Here is a 21,462-nt window from a genome sequence, read left to right on the forward strand (position 1 = left end):
TAGAGAGCATAAAAAAGAGACAGGAATCTGTCTCTTTTTTGTTGCTATACCTCAATCGCTACTAACAACGGTTGAGAGTCGATGTGACACATGATTTGATTATAGAATAATTAAACTATCATCAGTAAACTTGGCAGTAACTTTGCATCATTATCCATTAAATCACCGTAGTCTTTACCGTTAACCATGATATCGCCAAGCTTACCCATTTTATCTTTAATAAAATCACCATTGGCATCAACATTTAACTTGATCGACGCTTTATTTTGCTCAACGGTAAACTGGGTGCTAACCACATCATAGTTATTATCTAAGCTTGACTTACCTGTTACAAATAGCTTCTTACCCTCTACGCTAGCAGTCAGACCTTGTAGCTCAATAACATTACGAGCAGTACGTTTAAGATTGGCTTGGAAATCAAGTGGAATCGTTGTTGCGCCCTGTTTAGTTACCTTGCCTTTAAGCGCCAATACTATTTCCATACCTACGTATTTATTGGCGGCCTCTTCGATATCACCGACTTCATCGATTATGATAAATTTCTTTATATCAGCGTCATTGGCAGTCGCGTTCAGTGTAATCTCTACATCAGTCATCGGTTTTTGCTTGGTCATCTTGCCCGTTATAGCAAACTTATAAGGGATTGTTCTAACCACCAGACTGTTATCTGCTAGCTTTCTGCTGACATCCAGTGCGGCAAATTCAAAATCTTTTGCTTCAATCACGCTATCATTAGCCGTCAACTTCAGGCTGCTTAATTTGATGACCGCCTTTTCTAGCGTGATGCCTTCTCTATTTGCGTCATTGATATCAAACTCATCATTGACCACGACTTTATCACTGAATTGACCACTGACTGTTGCGCCTTTAGTACTTGAGTTGAGGGTAACGGTATCAGTGCCAGTGCCAATGTTAATACTCTTGAAACCCAAACTACCGTTAAAGTTATCTGTACTGGTGTTTGAGCTTAACGCATCTTCAAAGCCATCAAATGCTACCTTAAAATTGTCTTGATTGACGACAACAGGTCCGTACAAACCTGTTTGCGGGTTATACACATAATCGTATTCTTCAATATCAACCTTGGTGCTACCAGTTAAGGTAAACTTACCATCCGTATTTAACGTCGCTAAAAAGTCTTTTTCTGGGGTCAAGACTATATTTCCTAATGCTGTTTCAAACTCTTCATCATTAGCCAATGCAGTAATGTCAGCTGCCGTGAGCTGTGATACCTCATTCTCTTCCATATAGTATTTTAGATCACTTGGGATATCGAAGGTATAACCCAGACGTGTATCTTGCTTTTCTGTAAGGATATCGCTTACATCTTCGTAAGCATCTGTAACCGCTTTATTGTCACTGACAAACAGCTTGGCGGTACGAATCATCTCTTTCGCTTGCTCGATCTCAGACAAACTATTATCGACAGGCGGCTTAACTGGCACATCTGGCGTATTAGTACCATTACCAGAAGAAGAGTTATTGTTGTCATCACCACAGCCTGCTAACGCTAACGTGCTGGCTAACGCTAATGCGCTCAATTTAAAAAATTTCATAACACAGTCCTTTATAGAGTAATTTTAAAAACTAGAAGCATCAAAATTTTTATATAATTAAGCAAATAATGCCTCAATTCAAAAAACCGCCTCTTAATTTAGAAAACTTAAGTTTGCTTTAAAATAAAATAATAATACTCTTATTTAAGCAACTTATCTATAAAGTAAACGAATATAACAGAAATGTTACACAAAAAGTAAATGCCGTTGTTGCGACTAATCTTGACTGTCTACCAAAGATACTTTATCAATAGCTTTCAATCACTTGCATCAGTCGTACCTGAGCATATCTGCGCTTGGCATGCGCTCAGCGTGAAAGCGCACAATAGCAATACCGGCACTAGCAAGGGCTTTGTCTTTTTTGTCATCCGCCTTTTGACGCGCTTTACTCGTGTGTGTCCAATCATCAAGCTCGATAGCAACCAGCGTGTCTGCGCATCAATATCCACAATCACATAATCGACGCTTTGACGACAGATACGATTGAACCAAAAACTACGCTCGGAGGCTTCACTGCTATTGCCTTCGATAATACGTGACAGTTGAACTTGAACGAAAATATGATATTCCGGCAACGCACTTTTTAGCTTATTAAAGAAAATGACTTCCGTATCCGTCATAATCGGCATCGGCGCAAACGGCCAAATAGCCAACTCATCGCCGCGTACTGGCTTTGGATCAGGCTCAACAACTGGGGGTTTTTTCAACAGCTTTGGTACGGTAATCAGCCCTAAAAACCCAACGGCCAATATTAAAAATATAACACCAAATGACATGGTTTTACCTTATACATGATTAAGGCAGCCAAATATGTATGACGACTTCCATAAAGTGACATACATACTCAACTGCGACAGGGCAGCCCTTATAGGCTGACCCGTTATACAGAAAAAATCAGGGCAGTCGGCGCACATCGTAGCTAAGCTTACGCCAATCAGCAAACACTAAAACAAAAAACACGACAATAAATGTCGTGTTTGAATAAAACTCAGATAAAACAATAAAATCTAACAAAGACTCTGCTGTTATTTAGCAACAATAGTCATCTGATTATAGTGATTTTCACACTATTTTAGCGCCAGTATAAAACCCAAGCACTGGTCGTATTGACCTTAGGATCGCTATTGATTTTATCTTTTAACGCTAATGCCGCCACTTTACCGCGCTCAGGACCGACGATGACGCGAACCCCGCGGCTAGTAGGGCTGGTCTTAACTTGGTAGCCTGCGGATTTAAATTTCTTTGCCAGCTCATCCGCTTTGGCTTGGTCATTTGCCAATGCTACTTGCACCCCAAAGCTGCCTTTGGCGTCGGTTTCTTTGACTTCTTTACGGGCTTCGCTGAGTTTCTGCTGTGCTTCACGCTTAGCATCCGCTGATTTTTTGGCTAAAGCTTCTTCTTTCTGACGCTTGTCTTCGCGTGCCTGCTCAGCCGCTGCCGCTTCACGTGCTAATCGCTCGACCTGCTTACGTGATGGAATGGTGATTTTTTGACCCAATTGTAGCGATGTCGACGGTGACAGATCATTCGCTTGTGCCAATACTTCTACTGGCATATTGTATTGCCGCGCCAGTTTAATCAGCCCATCTCCTCTTTTGACTTGATAATCAGAAGGCGATTTTGGTGGCTCATTTTTAGCCGCTTCTGCTGCCGCTTGTTTTTTCTCAGCCGCAGCATCCGCTTGTTTCTTAGCATCCGCTTGTCTTTTTGCTTCCGCTTCTTTTTTACTGTCTGCTAGTTTCTTAGCTGCAGCCTGCTCTTTAATCGCCGCTTGCCTTTGAGCCTCTTGTTGCGCTTGGGCAGCTTTTTGCTGGTCGCCAGTGTTTGTCTCACTTTCAGCTGACTCAGCAGCGCTAGTCTTTTTTATTGGCGTTGTAGCGTCATTTTTTTCCGCATCGGATTTGGATTTATCACTCTCTTCAGCAGCTGCCGCACTACTGGCCATGTACTGCTGACTTTCTGCACGGGCTTTTGCCAATGCTTCCGCCTCAGCGGCTTCCTGTTCAGTTAAGAACTGCTGGGCACGTTTTTCTTGTTCAGCCACACGAGCAGCGCGCTCTTTTTGTTTTTCTGCCAAGATACGTTTTTCAGTCTCGATATCCGTCGTCAGCGGCTGAGGAGACTCTTGCTCAGGGCTTGGCTTATCTACCATTGCTGACGCTGGTTGTGGTTCATTACTATCACCAATCTGTTGCACCATGCGTATAGCATCACGCTACCGCCAATAATCATCCCAATGCCCAATAAGGCTTGTCTCGAAAAGTTCATCCGTTTACGTCTCTTAGTTGGTAATAAGTTGATTGAGCGGCGCAACTGCCGTCTCAAAACTGTGTTTAGATAGTTTTAATAGCCTTGATAGGTGTCATTGCCACCAGTTGCGTCCATCTGTTTTTAAATGTTATGCCAAGCGTTTAATGCCATTATAGAGCAGCTTGCCAAATCACTTTGATTATAAAGCATATTTTTCATACTGTCTGCCATCATGCTACTACTAAGATTAACATTAAATAAGCACCATTTTAATGTTAATTATCAACCGCCAGTGCTGCCAGTGCCTCGCCGATCGTATGAAAGGAGCCACATACCACGATAAGGTCTTGCGGCTGACTGGCATTGATAGCTGCATCGGTCGCTTCTGATAAACGTTTAAATTCGTGTATTTGAGCATTGTCGACATAGCTTGATAGGATACCTTGCAAGTGCTCAGTGCTCGCAGCACGTGGATAATCAATCTCAGCGACAAACCAATCGCTAATCGGTAAGCCCGCTATCGTCAAATGCTGCACGACTTTATTGATATCTTTATCACCCAACATAGAAAACAGCATTTTAATGCTGGCAGGTTTTCCTGTAGTTTGATTTTTTCGGCTACTATTTGGATTACTGCTGTGATTGAGAGCCTCAGAGCTATTTTGATTGGCTAAATGCTGTTGCCAAAGCGGTAATAGTTGCGCCAATAAAAACTCGACGCCTTGCTCGTTATGCGCGACATCAAACAGCCAATGACGATTGTGGGTCTCACGATAATCAAAGCGACCAGCGAGCCTAACCGTTTGTAATGCTTGCTCAATAGCAGTACTATCGACATTTAATGAACTTGCGAGCACTGCTGATAAGGCATTAGTAGTATTGGTCAATGACAGCGCTGGACGTGGTAACTGCATGGTAACGGCGGCATTGCTGTACTGCCAAGCGCTTGTATCCACTTCACGATAATCAAAGTCTTGCCCAACTTGATAACAAGTTGCTTGATGCTTATCAATCGCTTGCTGCACACTGACTGGCATCGCGGTAGCACCATAAACCACGCTGATACCATCACGTAAGATACCTGCTTTCTCACGGCCAATATCTTCGACATTGTCACCTAGCCAATCAACATGGTCGATAGCGATATTGGTAATCACTGCCATATCAGGATCGATGATATTGACCACATCTAAGCGCCCACCCAGACCGACTTCTAACACCCAGACATCACAGTCCGCTTCGGCAAATATTAATAATGCGGCAAGTGTGGTCATCTCAAAAAATGACAAGGTCAGCTCACACGCTAATCGCGCTGCTTCTACCTTGCTAAAGGCTTCAATTAACGTCTCGTCACTGACCATCTCGCCATTGATACGCACACGCTCATTGAATACACTTAGATGCGGTGATTGATACAGAGCCGTTTTATAACCTGCTGCTTGGCACATCTGCGCGATGACAGCCGTCGTTGAGCCTTTACCATTGGTGCCCGCCACCGTAAATACATAAGCATCGTCTTTGGCTGACTGTACCACGCCTAACGCCTCGGCAACTGGCAAAACTCGCGACAACCCCATATCTATTGCCGATACATGAATCTGCTGCATATAATCGAGCCATTCGGTCAAGCTAGAGTGATTGTTGGGAGTGTTAGGGTTAGAAGGTAGAGAGTCAGACATGGACAGAACCTATATATAATTTTTCGAATAAAAAATAGAGGATTAGAAAGCATTCATTAAGAAAGTAGAGACAGTATATAACTACCTGCCTAAAAAGCAAAAATAGCATTTACCGCTGTTGACGATAAATGCTATTGATTGATCTTAGTTAGTCAGCAAAATTGATCATGCTACTAAGCATAAGTCATGCGGAATATTAAACTCAGTTATCCATTAGTCAAGCTGATGAGCAAATTAAGCATCAACATTAGGCATGCGGCTTAACTTTGCCAGCAAACGATAAATGGTATCAATCATTTGATGACGATGCACCACTTCATCGACCACACCGTGCTCTAACAAGAACTCGGCACGCTGGAACGGCTCTTCTAGCGTCTCACGAACCGTTTGCTCAATCACACGCTTACCAGCAAAGCCGATCATGGCTTTTGGTTCTGCTAAATGAATATCACCTAACATAGCGAGCGACGCAGTCACACCGCCATAAACAGGATTGGTCAAGATCACGATATACGGCACGCCAGCAATTCTCAAACGCTCAATCGCTGCGGCAGTACGAGCCATCTGCATCAAAGACAGCAAACCTTCTTGCATACGTGCGCCGCCAGAGGCAGCAAAGCAAACTAAAGGAACTTTGTCTGCCAGTGCTTTCTCAGCTGCTTGGACAAAACGATCGCCAACCACTGAGCCCATAGAACCGCCCATAAAGCGGAAGTCAAAGGCACAAGTCACCACATCAAGATTGCGCAGCTTACCATACAGCACAATCAGCGCCTCAGACTCGCCTGTCTTATCTTGTGCTTCTATCATACGCTGCGGATACGGCTTGCTATCCACAAATCTTAGCGGATCTTTGGCAGTAAATTGTTGCCCAAGCTCACCTTCTACTTGATCGAGTAGCCAGTTTAAGCGCTCACGAGCACTCATCGGTAAATGATGATCACAATGCGGGCAAACATAGCAGTTAAAAATAAGCGCCGTATTGGTAATCATCGAATGACAATTACTGCACTTGGTTGACGGTTCGGTCTCTACTGCTGTCAAAGGCGCTGTCAATTGCTGTTTAATACCCGGTATCGGGCGATTAAACCACGATTGCCCAGCAGTATTACCGTTTGGCTCAGCGTTGCTTTTTTCAGTATGGTTCAGAGTTGTCATATCAGGTTTTATTATCGTATCAGTCATATTATTCGCCATTATCAAAGGCTTATCGACAAGCTGGCTCATGCGCTTGTCCCTAAGAATCGATTTATAAGGATCAGTTCAATCGTCACATATCCTCATAACTTTCGCAGTTATAAAGCGCAGTTATAAGGCACGCTTACGTGAAACTGTAACAATTTATATGTGATGTTAGTTTACACACGTAAACTAAATTTAGCAAAGTCATTTAACCCTGTCTTTATAAACATTGTTATTCATATTGCCATGACGATTTAAGTGACGATAATTTAACTTTATTTCACTCAGGCACTCAAACTATCAAGTGCACCACGTAGCTCATCCATTTTTGCCATGATTTTTTGCTGAGCGGCGGCAACCGCAGTGCTATCATTGGCATCTATATCAGCAAATTTTGAACCAAGGCACTACCGACAATAATACCATCCGCATGCGCTCCAATCGCTTTGGCAGACGTTGCATCACGAATACCAAAACCCACACATACTGGCAAATCGGTCGCTGCTTTAATCGCTTGCACTTGAGTCGCAACATCATCAGTATCAAGCGTTGCCGAACCCGTCACGCCTTTTAATGACACATAATAAATATAACCACCGCAATGGGTCAATACTTGCTCACGGCGCTCAGGCAAAGTCGTTGGTGATAATAAGAAAATCTCATTCATCGAATTTTCAGTCAAATGTTGGGTAAAACTGCCCGCCTCGCTTGGTGGTAAATCAACCATCAAAATACCATCCACACCTGACTGCTCACATAGCGCGACAAAGTTGTCATAGCCAATGATTTCCACGGGATTTAGATAACCCATCAAAATGATGGGGGTCTGCGTGTCTTGCTGACGGAATTCTGCCACCATTTTTAGCGCATCACGTGTACTCGTACCTGCGGCTAATGCACGCTCTCCAGCTAAAGCGACGACTGGGCCATCTGCCATCGGGTCAGAAAACGGCAAGCCTACTTCAATCATATCCGCGCCGTGCTTAACTAAGTCATGTAAGAGGCAAACGAAGTTGCTTGGATTAGGATCGCCTGCCATGACATAAGGAATCAGGGCTTTTTTGTTTTGGGCTTTTAGGGTTTCAAAAGTGCTTTCAATTCTGGTCATAGTGTTCTCTTGATTATTATAAACTGGCCTAGTTAACCCTTTATTTAAGAATCCATATTAAACAAAGGGTGTTAAGCAATTTTTCTTATAATGAATAAATCGTAAAATAGCTTATAAAAATAGAGGCCACTACAACTCAATCCCTTCCGCCTTCATCACTGAATGCAAATCTTTGTCGCCACGACCAGACATATTAACAATGATCGTTTGATCAGGCGTCATTGTCTTAGCAAGCTTCAATGCATAAGCAACGGCATGAGCAGATTCAAGCGCAGGGATAATGCCTTCTTTGCGCGTCACTTCATGGAAGCCTTCTAGCGATTCTTTATCGGTACAACCGACATATTCAACACGCTTCATGTCTTTTAAGAAGCTGTGCTCAGGACCAACGCCAGGATAATCAAGACCCGCTGAAATAGAATGCGTTTCTTGAATTTGACCTTCATCATCGGCCATCAGATAGGTACGGTTACCATGCAGTACACCGATACGACCAGCAGCCAATGGTGCTGAATGACGACCCGTTTCGATACCGTCACCCGTTGCTTCAACGCCATACATTTTAACGTCAGTATCGTTTAAGAAATCAAAGAACAAGCCAATAGCGTTTGAGCCACCACCCACACAAGCGACTAATGCATCTGGTAATTTACCCGTCATTTGCAGATGCTGAATACGTGCTTCTTTGCCGATAATCGCTTGGAAATCGCGTACCAATAACGGATAAGGATGCGGGCCAGCGACCGTACCGATAATATAATAGGTGCTATCGACATTAGTAACCCAATCACGCATCGCTTCATTCATGGCATCTTTCAGTGTCCGTGAACCTGAAGTTACTGGTACCACTGTCGCACCGAGCAAGCGCATACGATAAACGTTCATCTTTTGGCGCTCGACATCATCCGCACCCATATAAACGATACATTCTAACCCTAAGCGCGCGGCGATTGTCGCCGTCGCTACGCCATGCTGACCTGCACCCGTTTCAGCAATGATACGTTTTTTACCACTCATTTTGGCAAGTAGTGCTTGTCCAATGGTGTTATTCACTTTATGTGCGCCAGTATGGTTTAAGTCTTCACGTTTAAAATAAATTTGCGCACCGCCTATCTCATCACTGAGACGCTTAGCATGATATAAAGGCGTTGGGCGGCCGACATAATTGACCAAATCGTTGTGATACTCTTCCCAGAATGCAGGATCGGCTTTGACCTTGGTATATAACGCTTCTAGCTCTTCTAGTGCTGCCATCAAGGTTTCAGAGACAAAGCGACCGCCATGCACGCCGAAATGTCCACGGGCATCAGGATATTGATTGAAATCTTGCACGTTCTCTGGATTGGTGAAGGTATTGATAGCTTTAGCAGTAGCCGATACATCTTTGCTCGCGACATGACTCATGATAACTCCTACTCTAATAAGTGGTATTTTTTAAGATAAATAAGGGGGAAAATTTTCCAAGTAATTAGCTATTTAACGGATAAAAAGTTCACGGCTAAAAAACTAGTTACTGATATTCGAAGGTTCGCCAAGCGTCTCATTTTGCCATCGGTCGCGTTTTACCGCTTTCATAAAGGCACGCATTTTGGCAGCGTCTTTTTTGCCTTTGTCAGACTCAATCCCACCGCTGACATCGACCGCATAAATAGGCAAGTCTAAAGTGGCAGCGACATTATCGGCATCCAGTCCGCCCGCTAAAATAATAGGTAGCGAGCTGTCTTGCGGTAGCAGACTCCAATCAAAACGTGCCCCTGTGCCGCCATATTTATGGGGATGATAAGCATCCAATAAGATACTGTTCGCGCCAGCGGCAGCAAACTCATTAATCTCGGCGCTTACGCTAGCAGCGGTGTGTTGGTCAGCATTAATACGCAGCGCTTTTATCCAGCGTTTATTGACCGCACTGGCCAGCTGCGCACATTGCTCCGGTGTTTCATCACCATGGAATTGAATGATATCAAAAGCGACCTGATTCGCTAATTCTATCAGCTCTGCGCGCGGCATATTCACCACTAGAGCCACTATACTTATAAAAGCTGGCAAAGACGCACTTAACGATTGCGCCTGCTCGATAGTGACAGCGCGTGGACTGGGCGGATAAAACACCAAGCCAACCGCATCAACACCCAACTGGGCGGCAATTTTAATATCATTAGGCTGGGTAAATCCGCAAAACTTAACGTGCATGATGTGACCTTAGATATAACACTCAGTACGACATTATTAGACTGTCTTCGCTACATTGACGGCAAGTAAACGTCAATTGCCAACGCTAAAGCGTAAATATGAGGATTTGTTAATTGAATGGTAAATCCATTGCATCCAAAAACTTATCCTAGCATACTTTTATTACCAGTTTTGTTTATGATTGCGATTGATTAATAGAGGGATAGTTGAATGTCTAAAACGGCGGCGGAAACATCTCATAACACCGATAGCACAGATAGCACCGAAACAAGCAATGTCAACAATAACGACGATGCCACTAGCGTAAATCCAGCACATTATTTAATGTGGTTTCGTCGTGACCTGCGAGTTCATGATAATACTGCTCTAGCTGCGCTTTGCGAGCAGGCAAATGCGGATAACGCCTCAGTAAGCGCTGTTTACTTCGTGACGCCTGAACAATGGCAAGCACATGACATGTCGCTGACACAGCTCGACCATATAGCTCGCACTTTGCCTATCCTAGCCAAATCTCTGCAAACACAATTAAATATCCACTTAACAGTACAAGTCAGCTCAAGCTTTTCTGACTGTGTTGAGGCGATGCTAGATATTTGTAGCGCGAACCAGATTAGCACTGTGATGGCAAATCACGAGTACGAAGGCAATGAGATTAAGCGTGATGAGCATTTAACCAAACAGCTTGCAAACAACAATATAGAATTTATCCGCTGGCATGATCAATGTATCTTGCCACCACAAACCATCACCACGAACGATGACAGCATGTATCAGGTGTTTACCCCATTTTATAAAAAATGCGGCATACCTTGGATATCAGCACCATACAAATGCATGAGGCATCCGCCATAAATGGCAACACTAAAGCCAAACTAGAAGTCTCAAACGCCAGTGCTACTATCGAAGATATAGAAAGAGTAAGTAAAGAAGTAGGCGAAGATTATCAAAAGGCACTGCAAAATACTGGCTTATTAGAGCACATTGATATAGACATACAGCTTGAGCACGCTCGGGCAGCCTACCCTGCTGGCGAAGATGCAGCTTGCCAGCGTTTAGAGGACTTCATCGCTGAGGATATTGATAACTACGATATCAGTCGCGATGTACCCAGTTTAAATACCACCAGTCAGCTATCTGCCTACCTGACTATTGGCGCAATCAGCCCCAGACTTTGCTACTTACAAGCTACCCTACAATTAAGCAAAGCACTGGGAGAATTACATGGGAATGGCGGTGACACCTTAGACAGCGGGGATAGCTTTAACAACACTGATAATAACGACATTAACCGCTGGATAAGTGAGCTAGCTTGGCGTGACTTTTATCGTCATGTTTTAGACTATAAGCCCGAGCTGATTCGCCATCAAGCGTATAAACATGAGACTGATGTCAAAATTAACTGGTCATATAATCAAGACGATTTTGAGGCATGGTGCATAGGTAAAACTGGCGTGCCGTTAGTCGATGCGGCAATGCGCTGCCTGAATGCGACGGGCTTTATGCACAATCGCTTGCGGATGGTCACGGCGATGTTTTTGACCAAGGATTTATTGATTGATTGGCGCTTAGGTGAGCGCTACTTTATGCAGCAGCTGATAGATGGTGACTTTGCGTCCAATAATGGTGGTTGGCAATGGAGCGCGTCGACTGGCACCGACTCTGCACCTTACTTTCGCATTATGAACCCTTTTAGCCAAGCCAAAACCCACGATACCGATGGCGAATTTATCAAGACGTGGCTACCTGAGCTAAAAGCCATTCCTGCCACCATCTTGCATAGCGAGGATAAAATGCGTCAAGCACTGGCAAAGGGCGGTAAGTTTGCTGATATTAATTACCCATTACCGATGGTCGAACATAAAGCGGCTCGCCAATTAGCGATTGCTGAATTTAAAAAATAGCAAAATAGCGACGCATGACATCAACACTAAAACCTCAATTTACTAAGAGTGTCAGCTATTGTATTTTAATCACATTATCTACCCTTCCTAGGGCGTGTCCTCATTTTAAAAATGGTGATAAAAATGAGATAAATTACCGTCAAACAAGGAAAGTAGCGCACATAATATCGAAATATTAAGAAGCTGTTTGACGATGTTTGGCAAAATTTAGCTATTTTTAGCACATTTAGAAAGTAATCGATTGAATTTAGGACACGCCCTAGTATCAGCTGGCTGCTTATAATATGCGGGTTTGGATAATGTATAAGGCATAGGCTAGTAGAGTGAAGCTTATAATTAACAGTACCCATGTCGCAAAAGAAAGCGATTCTTTCGCTTTAGGGCGCTTATTAAGCTGATCTTCAGGCTTAGAAGACGGTTTATTATTAAGAGTTGTCATATACGCCACCTTTTATATAGGGTTATATTACCAACGAAATTCATAAGTTACTTATGAATAATAGATAAGCTCTACTATACAATATAAATGGCGTTACTTTAAGTGTTTCCAATGAATAAGCTAACGTATGATTATCTAGTCTATGGCTCTAATAAAATTATGTATGTATTATTTTACTGGTATCTGGCACGCGCCTGCACCTTGCGTAGTTACCGTCACAACTGCACCAGTTAACGAAAATAGCTGTTGCAGTTGGGTTTGCGCATTTTCTAGTGCCATATTCATGACATCACCGCGACAAGCGCGTTCGAGCACTTCTTTTTTTGCCATACTTTGCGCTTGTTGCAATATTTTTGGATCGACTTGCATCATGCCAAAAGCACCCGTCTGCCAATCATAAATCTCGATATCGTCTAGATAAACTGAAAATATCTCTGATGGTGGGATGGTAATATTGATTTGCGGCATCACTGAGACTGGCGTATTGGCACCCGCTTCTTGTACCTCATCGACGTTAATTTCAGGCTGCACCACTTGTACCATCTCTGGGGTAAGTGCACTTAAATCAATCCCCGCCTCCACTCGTCCGCGCGCGATAAACAAACCTTTTTGCTCGTCTTGCCACAGCTTCATCCAACTGCCAGGACGTTGACTGGTAATGACGGTATCGACACTAAACGCCACCGTTTCCAAACGATTCAATTTTTGGATTTGTGTGACCACGCCTTCACGAGTAATGGTTTCTATCGGCTCTTCCTTGGTTATATTCTGCACACTATAAATAGCAAAAACGATAGCGGCTAAACCGATGAGCAATATCATCCACGACATCATCGCAATGGGTTTTTTCGCTTGTGAGTTAGTCGCATCATTATTAACAGGAGATCGATTGTCAGGATTATTCATATAAACACCCTCAGAGTTTTATCATTTATTTTTATTAAACGTATAACAAATAACTGTCTAAATGATAAATGCTACTTTTGAGCAGCAACTTCAAGTAATAACTACCAATACGCTACATAATGACTAGCGCTACCATTTACTATAAATACCCTAAAAACTGGTAAATAATCGAGTTGTAGTGACCTCATTTGCTTGTTTAAGTCACGTTCTGTCTGAAAAAACAAAAAGTCATTGCGTCTTAGGCTAACTTTACCTAACATAGTCAGATTGTATAAGCAAAATGTTGGCGTACATCTATTTTTCTGGTCTTTATGCGTAAAGTATGACGCTGCCAACATCAACGTTTTAATACAAAATAAAAAGTTCCAGCCTTTTTGTAAGGCGTTTTATGAACGCACTTTCTATTCATGTACTGTTTGTCACAGTACTTTTTAGCTAGGCATGTCCTAGACTATTACCAAGTGATACAAAGGTAAGCTTGCGTCGGCCATCAAAGCACACGCTCAACATCCTACTATTTCTTATTTATTTTATCGTTGATAAGGTTACGCTTTATTTATGAAAGCCAGTCAATTTTTATTTGCCACTCTAAAAGAAACCCCAAGTGATGCCGATATTGCCTCAAGTCAATTGATGGTGCGTGCCGGTCTTATCCGAAAGATTGCTTCTGGGTTATATATTTGGTTGCCCATGGGGCTACGCATCTTGCAAAAAGTCGAACGTATTGTTCGTGAAGAGATGCAAGAAGTTGGTGCACAAGAAGTGCTCATGCCGATGACCCAGCCTGCCGAGCTTTGGCAAACGACCGGACGCTTTAACGATTATGGTCCTGAGCTGTTGCGCTTCAAAGACCGTCATGATCGCGACTTTGTGCTTGGTCCGACGCATGAAGAAGTCATCACCAATCTGGCGCAAGGCGAGCTGCGTAGTTATAAACAATTACCAATCACCTTTTTCCAAATTCAGAACAAATTCCGTGATGAGATTCGTCCACGTTTTGGTGTGATGCGCGCACGCGAATTTACCATGAAAGATGCTTATTCGTTCCACGTTGACCAAGCCTCACTCGCCAAGACTTACCATGATATGTATGACGCTTATACACGTATCTTTACCCGTTTGGGTTTAGATTTCCGTGCGGTACAAGCGGATACTGGTTCTATTGGTGGTTTTGCTTCACACGAATTTCATGTCTTAGCAGACAGCGGCGAAGATGATATTGCCTTCTCTGATTCTTCTGATTATGCGGCCAACGTTGAGCTTGCTGAATCAGTGAGCACCGCTGAGCGTCAGCCACCGAAGATGGAGCGCGAAGACGTCCTGACGGAAAATATGACCAGCTGTAAAATGGTTGCTGAACATTTAGGCTTACCATTAGAAACGACGGTCAAAACATTAATCGTTCATGGTCATACCGAAAATGATGAGCCACAGCTTATCGCTATCGTATTACGCGGTGATCATCAGCTAAATACGATCAAAGCTGAGAAAATCGAAGAGGCCAATGTGCCGCTGACAATGGCTTCTGATGAAGAACTGAAAGCTGCTGGTCTGCATAAAGGCTATATTGGCGTTAATTTGGATATGCCTGTCTTTGTTGATCGTTCGGCAGCAACTTTGTCAGACTTTGTATGCGGTGCCAATGAAGTCAACAAACACACCACTGGTATGAACTGGGCGCGTGATGCGAGCATTACTCGTGTCGTTGATGTACGCAATGTACAAGAAGGCGACCCTTCTCCTGATGGTAAAGGCAGCCTAAAAATCAAACGTGGTATCGAGGTCGGTCATATCTTCCAGTTAGGTGATAAGTACTCGCAAGCGTTAAATGCTACCGTATCTGGTGAAGATGGTAAGCCTGTGACCCTAATGATGGGTTGCTACGGTATTGGTGTGAGCCGTATCATTGCCGCTGCTATCGAACAGAACAACGACGAAAACGGTATCATGTGGCCACAGACGCCAACGGTTAATGATTCAATCGCTCCTTTTGAAGTCGCTATCATACCGATGAAGTCAAAAGAAGAGACGGTAATGGAAACGGCAACAGCACTGTACGAAGAGCTAAAGGCTCAAGGTATCAATGTGCTTCTTGATGATCGTAACGAGCGTCCAGGTGTTAAGTTTGCTGATCTAGAATTGATTGGTATTCCACATCGTATCGTGGTTTCAGACCGTAACTTGGCTGAAGGCAAGTACGAATACGTCAATCGCCGTGAGACAGAAAAGCAAATGCTGAGCCGTGAAGAAGTCATGGCAAAAGTGAGCGGCAAATAGTTTTACTCGTTAAAACTGTGCCATAAAAAGCGCCTATCTCATAAATGAGATAGGCGCTTTTTTTACTTCTAAAAAAATGAAAATTGTTATTTGATATTATATTTTTTGGCAATCGCCTTACTACGTTTCTGTGTTTCATTAGCGGTGCAAACATTAGCGCTAATCTGGGCGTATACCACAGAATTATTCATTGGACCTTCGTAGTCAAAATCACACTTATCGCTGCGAATCTTTAACCATATACGCTGTTCTTTATCCAACTGCTGTTGTTGTGTCTTATTCAAAGTACGATAAACGCTCATATAGATTTTATTAAGGCGATTTTTTTCGACTACAATCGCATCGTTACCACAATCATAAGCCACTTCCATATAAGCATTTTCACAGTTATATTGATTTTCCACAAATGCAGCCTGTGCCAACTGCAAGGTAGCTAGAGACAAAGTAGCAGTCCCTAGAGCAGTTAAAAAGCTGGTTTTTAACTTCATAACTGCATCTCAATATTCATAAAATAAGGTTTATTGAGTATAGAAAAGAACGCGCATCAATGAAAGCTAAAAATTAATATTTATTTACTGCCTAATCAAGCGGCTTGGCTGTGGCATTAAGCGGATATCACTGACGCGACAAGGGTTGATATCGATACCGCCTCGGCGTGTATACCAAGCGCGAACCATCAGCTCACTTGGCTCATAGTATTGACTCAAATCAGCAAATATCTGCTCCACACATTGCTCATGAAAACCGTTATGCTGACGAAAACTTAAGATGTAACGCAGCATTCCGGCCTCATCGACTGTTTTATTACTGGTAATCGAAACCGCCAACGTCCCCCAATCTGGCTGATTGGTCACCGGACAATTACTACGTAGCAAATTAGAATAAAAAGTATAGGGCTGCACGCTGTGGATTTCTGAATGAGCATCCGTTTTATCACCACTCAATAGCGACGCATCAGGGTGCATCGTCAATGCCACTTTATCCGTACTATTTCCTAAGGCATTATCAATACAAACACCCTCAGGCTGAGCAATCAATAGCCCTGTTGTCTTATTATGCAGGTCGTCATTTAAGCTAAACAACTCAACTTGCACGTCTGCTTGTACACAGCTGATAAGTCTTTAGCAATCAGCGCTTGCACATCATTCCAACTAGCGAATTCAGTAAAGTTGATACTATTTAGATAGAGCTTAAGTGACTTTGACTCAACGATAAATGGCGAGCTGGCTGGAATACCAAAACGCGCGATAGCCACTTGCGAGAGTCCTTGCGGATTCAACCAAGACATCTCAAATGCCTGCCACCAATCGATGCCAACCATCAACTTATCGTCTTGCCAGCCAATGACATCGCGACCCATACTGCGAGCGATAGGATACAAGGTCTCTGGACTATACTCGGTTGGATAGTCAGTGGTTTGCTCACCCAAGATACCGTGAATACTCATAAGTTACTTACCTTTCATGCTTAAATATAATGAAATAAAAACCAGTCATTTTACAGCAATGGGCTATTTTATGGGAATCATTTGCCACTCTGATGAACTAGCATTTTTGACCAAGCTAAAACGTACTCGATAGCCGACATCATCTGTTTCATTGATAAGATAATAAAAATCGATTAAAACACTATTCTTACTTCGCCATTCAATATCTACATTTTCAAAACTATGTCTCTGGTCTCGATTTTGATAAGAATCCAAGTGCGCTTTTAATTCGCTGGGGTCACTCTCGTAAACAATCTGATAATCGCCCTCCTTCTGCTTTTGCCAAATCGTAATATTTTCTTCACCTACATAACGCTCTATTGTAGTAATACGTTCTTTGTTGGGTGATACACTTAAATCGATACCATCAAATTCTTGACTAAATCCAGTTTTGAGATTAATAAGTACAGTACTTTCTATTTCGGGAAAACTTCTCAACAAGTACAGCAGTTGTCTCTTTTCGTCATAATCATATAGTGAAAAATAAGAGTGAGATTGGCCGTCAGGAGCAAACAGCTCATCACGAAAAACCAACGGTAAGCTTCGACTGGGTACTTTGATATATATAGTATCTTTTTCTCTCGAAACACGGTTGCCCAATCCCCACTTTTTGCTAAGCTTGTTATCATGTTTCTCTAAGCTTGTCTCAAGGCATTTCCTATAAAAGACCAGACTATCGTATTCACACTTATCATCAAAGTAATTTGAGTTTCTGGTTGGGTCTAGTACTTTCCAAACATAGTCATCCATCGTCGCTTTGGGCAGGTCTGCTTGTGCTGGCATTGACAGCATTAGCAGTATTGCACTCGTCATACAGATGCGAATTTCAGTGGCTACTGATAGAGTTATTTGCATATGAGAGCTAGACCTTTTTATTGTTTTTTAATCGTTGGTATTAACATCAGGTAAAACTCTCTGCCATTTACCCTCTTTATTATCAGCCGCATAAATATAGCGCACGCGAAATGCTACCGTGTCAGTGGGATTGACTCTGTAATAAAAATCAACGTTAACTTTATTATTGCTTGTCCAACTGATATCTCGCGCTTCGTACACCTCATGTTTTTTGTCATTATCATAATCTTGTTCATATAATTCATTACTAGCAAATATCGTTGCATAGCGTCCGTCATTGTCAGCTTTTTGACGCTCCCATATTATGATATCTCTGGTCACACCTTGCCTACCATTAAACCCTACCACTTGATTCATATCGCTAGAAAACTTAAGATTGGTCGCATACAGCTCTTGCCAGCGCTGTGTTTAAATCGACAATGACAGTCGCTTGAGTCTCATACATCGTACGTAGTAACTGCAACAGATGATGTGATTTATCATAATCCTGCAATTGATAATGAGCCCTATACTCTTCTTCAAACGGTTCAAGATAATCCTTAAATACCAATGGTTGCTTATGGTTGGGTGTATTAATATAAATGGTATCTTTTTCTCGAATAACGCGGTCACTCAAGCCCCACTTTCGGCTTTGTGCATTATCAGCTTGGGCTAACGATTTAAAGATACAGTTTTCATAATCTTTAAACGTTCGATATTCAGTATGATCGTATCGACAGCTGTCTTCATACCAGTCTATCGCTACAGGCGCAGGGACTTTTATCCATACCTCTTCATTTGTCGATGGCTCTAAAGCTAAAGGCGCTGCCTGTGCATCTAAGGATGCTATTGTGGTCAATATAAATAGTCCTGCGACAGTCAACGCTGCTTTTATGTGATGAGAGATAGTAATCATTTACCTACTACCTTCATACAGTTGCCACTTATTCGTTGAGGTATTTTTAATAAAGGTATATCGTACTCTAAAAGCCGCTGAATCCGCTTGATTCAACTTATAAAAAGAATCTGCATAAAACTTATCATCATTTACCCAAGTAAAGGTTTCGCTATCATAAACCTGCTGTGCTTTATCTGCTTGATAAAACTTTTTATGATTGTCGTAGTTTTTTGAATCGTCACTACTGCTATAGACTTTTTTATAGTAGCCTTCATAATAACCGCTATCTTGTCGCTCCAAAATATTGACGTGTTCCGTCGCTCCCATTTCACTTTCAAAACCGACTATATATCTCATATCAGAAGAGATACTTAGCTTTCTGAGACTAAAATCTTGCCAAAACCCAGTAACCAAATTAACTACCGTCAAGCTCTCTCCTTCATAAAATCTTTGATGTATTGTCAGTAATTTCCGTGATTTATCGTAGTCTTGTAGCGAATAATAAGGATTAAAATCCTCCTCATAAGGACTGGAGTAATCAACAAATACTAGTGGGTTTTTCCGATTAGCGACTTTGATATAAATGGCATTTCTCTCTCTAACGACTTTATCGCTGATACTCCATTGCTTACTAAGCGCATTATCCGCATCTTCCCTCAAGTTATAAAGACAGTTTTGTAGCGCATCATAAGTTTCATATTTGTAGTCGTTATGGCAATCATACTTATACGTTGCAGGATCTACAGGCGTCTCCATGACAACCCAATCATAATCATCCATTGCCGTAAGTGGCGCTGCGATGGCAATGCTCGTGATTGTACTCAATAAAGTGGCTGTAAAAGCCTTACTCATACTTCTGACAAAAAAATTTTTCATAAAAAAAGCCCAACAATGTTGGACTCTTATAATAAGGTGACAAGCTACATTTTACAAACTAATCTACAAGCGCACACGTGAGCCATTACTGAGTAAACGATAGGCGATGGTATAGAATACCGCACAGAAGACAAAAATAGCAGCCATCGAATACCAGACATTCACATCAGAATAACCAAGAATACCGTAACGGAATGAGTTCACCATATAAACAATAGGATTTAATAGCGAGATATTTTGCCAAAATGGTGACAAGTTTCCATCGAGTAGAACACACCACCTAGATAAGTCAATGGCGTAAGCACAAAACTTGGAATGATAGAAATATCATCAAATGAGCGGGCAAACACGGCGTTGATAAAGCCACCAAGTGAAAATAAGATAGACGTACCCAGTACCGTAAATATCGTTACAAATAAATGCTCAATGCCAAGGTCGGTAAAAAATAGTGCGACTATTGAAACGATGATACCAATGGCCAGTCCACGAAAGATACCACCACTAATATAGCCCATTAAAATCGCATGTTTGGAAACTGGCGAAACCAATAGCTCCTCGATACTAGAGGTGAACTTGGCACTAAAGAAGCTCGATACCACATTGGAGTAACTGTTGGTAATAATCGACATCATAATGAGGCCAGGCACGATAAACTGCATGTATGGTACGCCGCCCATTTCACCCACACGCGAGCCAATCATCTTACCGAAGATGACAAAATAGAGACTCATCGTAATCACTGGTGGCAGCAAGGTCTGTGGCCAAATACGCAAAATTCGGCGAACCTCTTTTAACAAAATGGTGCGAAAAGCAATCCACTTTTTATTCCATGACATGGTTTTATTAGGATCTATCATTTCTTGACTCACAACCCTGCCTCCTTCATGCTATCTGCACTTTGGATATTTTTGTCTACTAAGCGCATAAATAGCTCTTCTAGTCGATTTGCTTTATTACGCATACTGGCTACCGTGATACCTTGCTCGGATAACTGGTCAAAAACACCATTCAACGATTCGCCTTCAGTCAGTGTGACTTCGAGCGTCTGATCATCAGGCTGCGATGTGTCTGTCACTCCTGCCAAAACCAATTGACGCGTAAGCGGTGTCTCCAAATCAAAAACAAAGGTCTCAACCGATAGCTGCGCTAGCAAGTCCTTCATCTCGGTATTAATACGAATCTCACCATGATCCAAAATCGCAATGCGTTTGCACAGCTGCTCCGCTTCTTCAAGATAATGAGTCGTCAGAATAATCGTGGTGTTTTCTTCGATATTAATCTGCTGCATAAACTCCCACATAGAGCGGCGCAACTCGATATCTACCCCAGCGGTTGGCTCATCCAAAATCAATAATTTTGGTTTATGAATCAGCGCCCTTGCAATCATCAACCGGCGCTTCATACCACCTGATAGCTCACGTGACTTGCTATTGCGCTTGTCCCACAGACCTAACGCCATTAATAATCGTTTTGCCCGTGGGCGTGCTTCTTTGGCAGGAATACCAAAGTACCCAGCCTGTGTAATCAAAATATCTTCGACTTTTTCGAACATATTAAAATTAAACTCTTGTGGGACGATACCAAGATACTGTTTAGCGACTGACGGATTCTCTAGTAAATCTGTGCCAAATATCTTTACGCTGCCAGCTGTTGGTTTAAAAAGCGAGCTAATAATACCAATCATGGTTGATTTACCAGCACCATTTGGCCCCAGTAACGCAAAAAAACCTCCTTGCGGGACGGTTAAACTGACATCTTTGAGTGCCGAAAACCCATTGCTATAGGTTTTGGATAAATTCTGGATAGCAAGTGCTGGTACCTCAGACATGAAAACCTCTTTATTGGTTATAAATTTATGTAAATAGTTTTAGAATATAAAC

General features: G+C 42.4%; 17 protein-coding genes and 4 pseudogenes. 3 read left to right on the forward strand and 18 right to left on the reverse strand.

Annotated elements, in window-relative coordinates; all coding sequences use genetic code 11:
• Positions 1-110: 110 nt before the first annotated feature.
• The 8 genes and pseudogenes from TT12_RS10190 to TT12_RS10225 all read right to left on the reverse strand — a co-directional run bounded on the left by TT12_RS10190 (position 111) and on the right by TT12_RS10225 (position 9,965).
• Positions 111-1,556, reverse strand: a complete 1,446-nt coding sequence (locus tag TT12_RS10190; protein WP_045454497.1) for a hypothetical protein — start codon at positions 1,554-1,556, stop codon at positions 111-113.
• Between the two features lie 257 nt (positions 1,557-1,813).
• The gene (locus TT12_RS19400; RefSeq protein ID WP_502685181.1) at positions 1,814-2,332 is read right to left on the reverse strand and encodes a DUF2726 domain-containing protein; all 519 of its coding nucleotides are present in this window, start codon (positions 2,330-2,332) and stop codon (positions 1,814-1,816) included.
• A gap of 296 nt (positions 2,333-2,628) precedes the next feature.
• A pseudogene (locus TT12_RS10200) lies at positions 2,629-3,824 on the reverse strand (SPOR and LysM peptidoglycan-binding domain-containing protein).
• 257 nt (positions 3,825-4,081) lie between these two features.
• Positions 4,082-5,485 (reverse strand): bifunctional folylpolyglutamate synthase/dihydrofolate synthase, encoded by a 1,404-nt coding sequence (locus tag TT12_RS10205; protein WP_045454501.1) that lies wholly within the window; start codon positions 5,483-5,485, stop codon positions 4,082-4,084.
• A 234-nt stretch (positions 5,486-5,719) separates the two neighbouring features.
• Positions 5,720-6,682, reverse strand: coding sequence for an acetyl-CoA carboxylase, carboxyltransferase subunit beta (accD, locus tag TT12_RS10210; RefSeq protein WP_201605568.1), 963 nt, complete (start codon positions 6,680-6,682; stop codon positions 5,720-5,722).
• Positions 6,683-6,951: 269 nt separating this feature from the next.
• A pseudogene (trpA, locus tag TT12_RS10215) lies at positions 6,952-7,775 on the reverse strand (tryptophan synthase subunit alpha).
• A gap of 129 nt (positions 7,776-7,904) precedes the next feature.
• Positions 7,905-9,179: a tryptophan synthase subunit beta gene (gene trpB, locus TT12_RS10220; RefSeq protein WP_227678923.1), complete on the reverse strand. Its 1,275-nt coding sequence runs from the start codon at positions 9,177-9,179 to the stop codon at positions 7,905-7,907.
• A 102-nt stretch (positions 9,180-9,281) separates the two neighbouring features.
• Positions 9,282-9,965 (reverse strand): phosphoribosylanthranilate isomerase, encoded by a 684-nt coding sequence (locus tag TT12_RS10225; protein ID WP_045454504.1) that lies wholly within the window; start codon positions 9,963-9,965, stop codon positions 9,282-9,284.
• A 210-nt stretch (positions 9,966-10,175) separates the two neighbouring features.
• Between TT12_RS10225 and TT12_RS17390 the strand changes: the two genes are divergently transcribed.
• Positions 10,176-10,817, forward strand: a complete 642-nt coding sequence (locus TT12_RS17390) for a deoxyribodipyrimidine photo-lyase (RefSeq protein ID WP_243443585.1) — start codon at positions 10,176-10,178, stop codon at positions 10,815-10,817.
• The gene (locus TT12_RS17395) at positions 10,775-11,866 is read left to right on the forward strand and encodes a cryptochrome/photolyase family protein (RefSeq protein WP_243443586.1); all 1,092 of its coding nucleotides are present in this window, start codon (positions 10,775-10,777) and stop codon (positions 11,864-11,866) included. The genes TT12_RS17390 and TT12_RS17395 overlap by 43 nt, the downstream gene beginning before the upstream one ends.
• 277 nt (positions 11,867-12,143) lie before the next feature.
• Here the strand turns inward: TT12_RS17395 and TT12_RS15575 are convergent, their stop codons facing one another.
• Entirely contained in the window at positions 12,144-12,305 is a 162-nt protein-coding gene (locus TT12_RS15575) for a hypothetical protein (RefSeq protein WP_201605505.1), read from the reverse strand.
• Between the two features lie 168 nt (positions 12,306-12,473).
• A complete protein-coding gene (locus TT12_RS10235; RefSeq protein ID WP_045454507.1) occupies positions 12,474-13,211 on the reverse strand; it encodes a DUF4230 domain-containing protein in 738 nt (245 codons plus the stop codon).
• 558 nt (positions 13,212-13,769) lie between these two features.
• Between TT12_RS10235 and TT12_RS10240 the strand changes: the two genes are divergently transcribed.
• Positions 13,770-15,488 carry a proline--tRNA ligase gene (locus TT12_RS10240; protein WP_045454510.1) on the forward strand — a complete coding sequence of 573 codons (1,719 nt, stop codon included), beginning with the start codon at positions 13,770-13,772 and terminating at the stop codon, positions 15,486-15,488.
• 86 nt (positions 15,489-15,574) lie between these two features.
• Here TT12_RS10240 and TT12_RS10245 read toward each other — a convergent pair whose 3' ends face one another.
• From TT12_RS10245 to TT12_RS10280, 8 genes and pseudogenes are all read right to left on the reverse strand, one after another.
• Positions 15,575-15,976 (reverse strand): lysozyme inhibitor LprI family protein, encoded by a 402-nt coding sequence (locus TT12_RS10245; RefSeq protein ID WP_045454513.1) that lies wholly within the window; start codon positions 15,974-15,976, stop codon positions 15,575-15,577.
• An 84-nt stretch (positions 15,977-16,060) separates the two neighbouring features.
• A pseudogene (queF, locus tag TT12_RS10250) lies at positions 16,061-16,935 on the reverse strand (NADPH-dependent 7-cyano-7-deazaguanine reductase QueF).
• Between the two features lie 63 nt (positions 16,936-16,998).
• Positions 16,999-17,757: a hypothetical protein gene (locus TT12_RS10255; RefSeq protein WP_207804047.1), complete on the reverse strand. Its 759-nt coding sequence runs from the start codon at positions 17,755-17,757 to the stop codon at positions 16,999-17,001.
• A 99-nt stretch (positions 17,758-17,856) separates the two neighbouring features.
• Positions 17,857-18,150: a hypothetical protein gene (locus tag TT12_RS10260; RefSeq protein ID WP_207804048.1), complete on the reverse strand. Its 294-nt coding sequence runs from the start codon at positions 18,148-18,150 to the stop codon at positions 17,857-17,859.
• A 49-nt stretch (positions 18,151-18,199) separates the two neighbouring features.
• A complete protein-coding gene (locus TT12_RS10265; RefSeq protein ID WP_045454525.1) occupies positions 18,200-18,724 on the reverse strand; it encodes a hypothetical protein in 525 nt (174 codons plus the stop codon).
• Complete coding sequence (locus TT12_RS10270) at positions 18,725-19,582, reverse strand: hypothetical protein (protein WP_045454528.1); 858 nt, start codon at positions 19,580-19,582, stop codon at positions 18,725-18,727. It lies immediately after the preceding gene.
• Between the two features lie 63 nt (positions 19,583-19,645).
• Positions 19,646-20,418: pseudogene (locus TT12_RS10275) on the reverse strand (ABC transporter permease).
• 29 nt (positions 20,419-20,447) lie between these two features.
• Positions 20,448-21,410, reverse strand: a complete 963-nt coding sequence (locus TT12_RS10280) for an ABC transporter ATP-binding protein (protein ID WP_045454531.1) — start codon at positions 21,408-21,410, stop codon at positions 20,448-20,450.
• Positions 21,411-21,462 lie beyond the last annotated feature (52 nt).

This window comes from Psychrobacter sp. JCM 18903, from assembly GCF_000586475.1.
In the GTDB taxonomy this organism is placed as follows: Bacteria; Pseudomonadota; Gammaproteobacteria; order Pseudomonadales; family Moraxellaceae; genus Psychrobacter.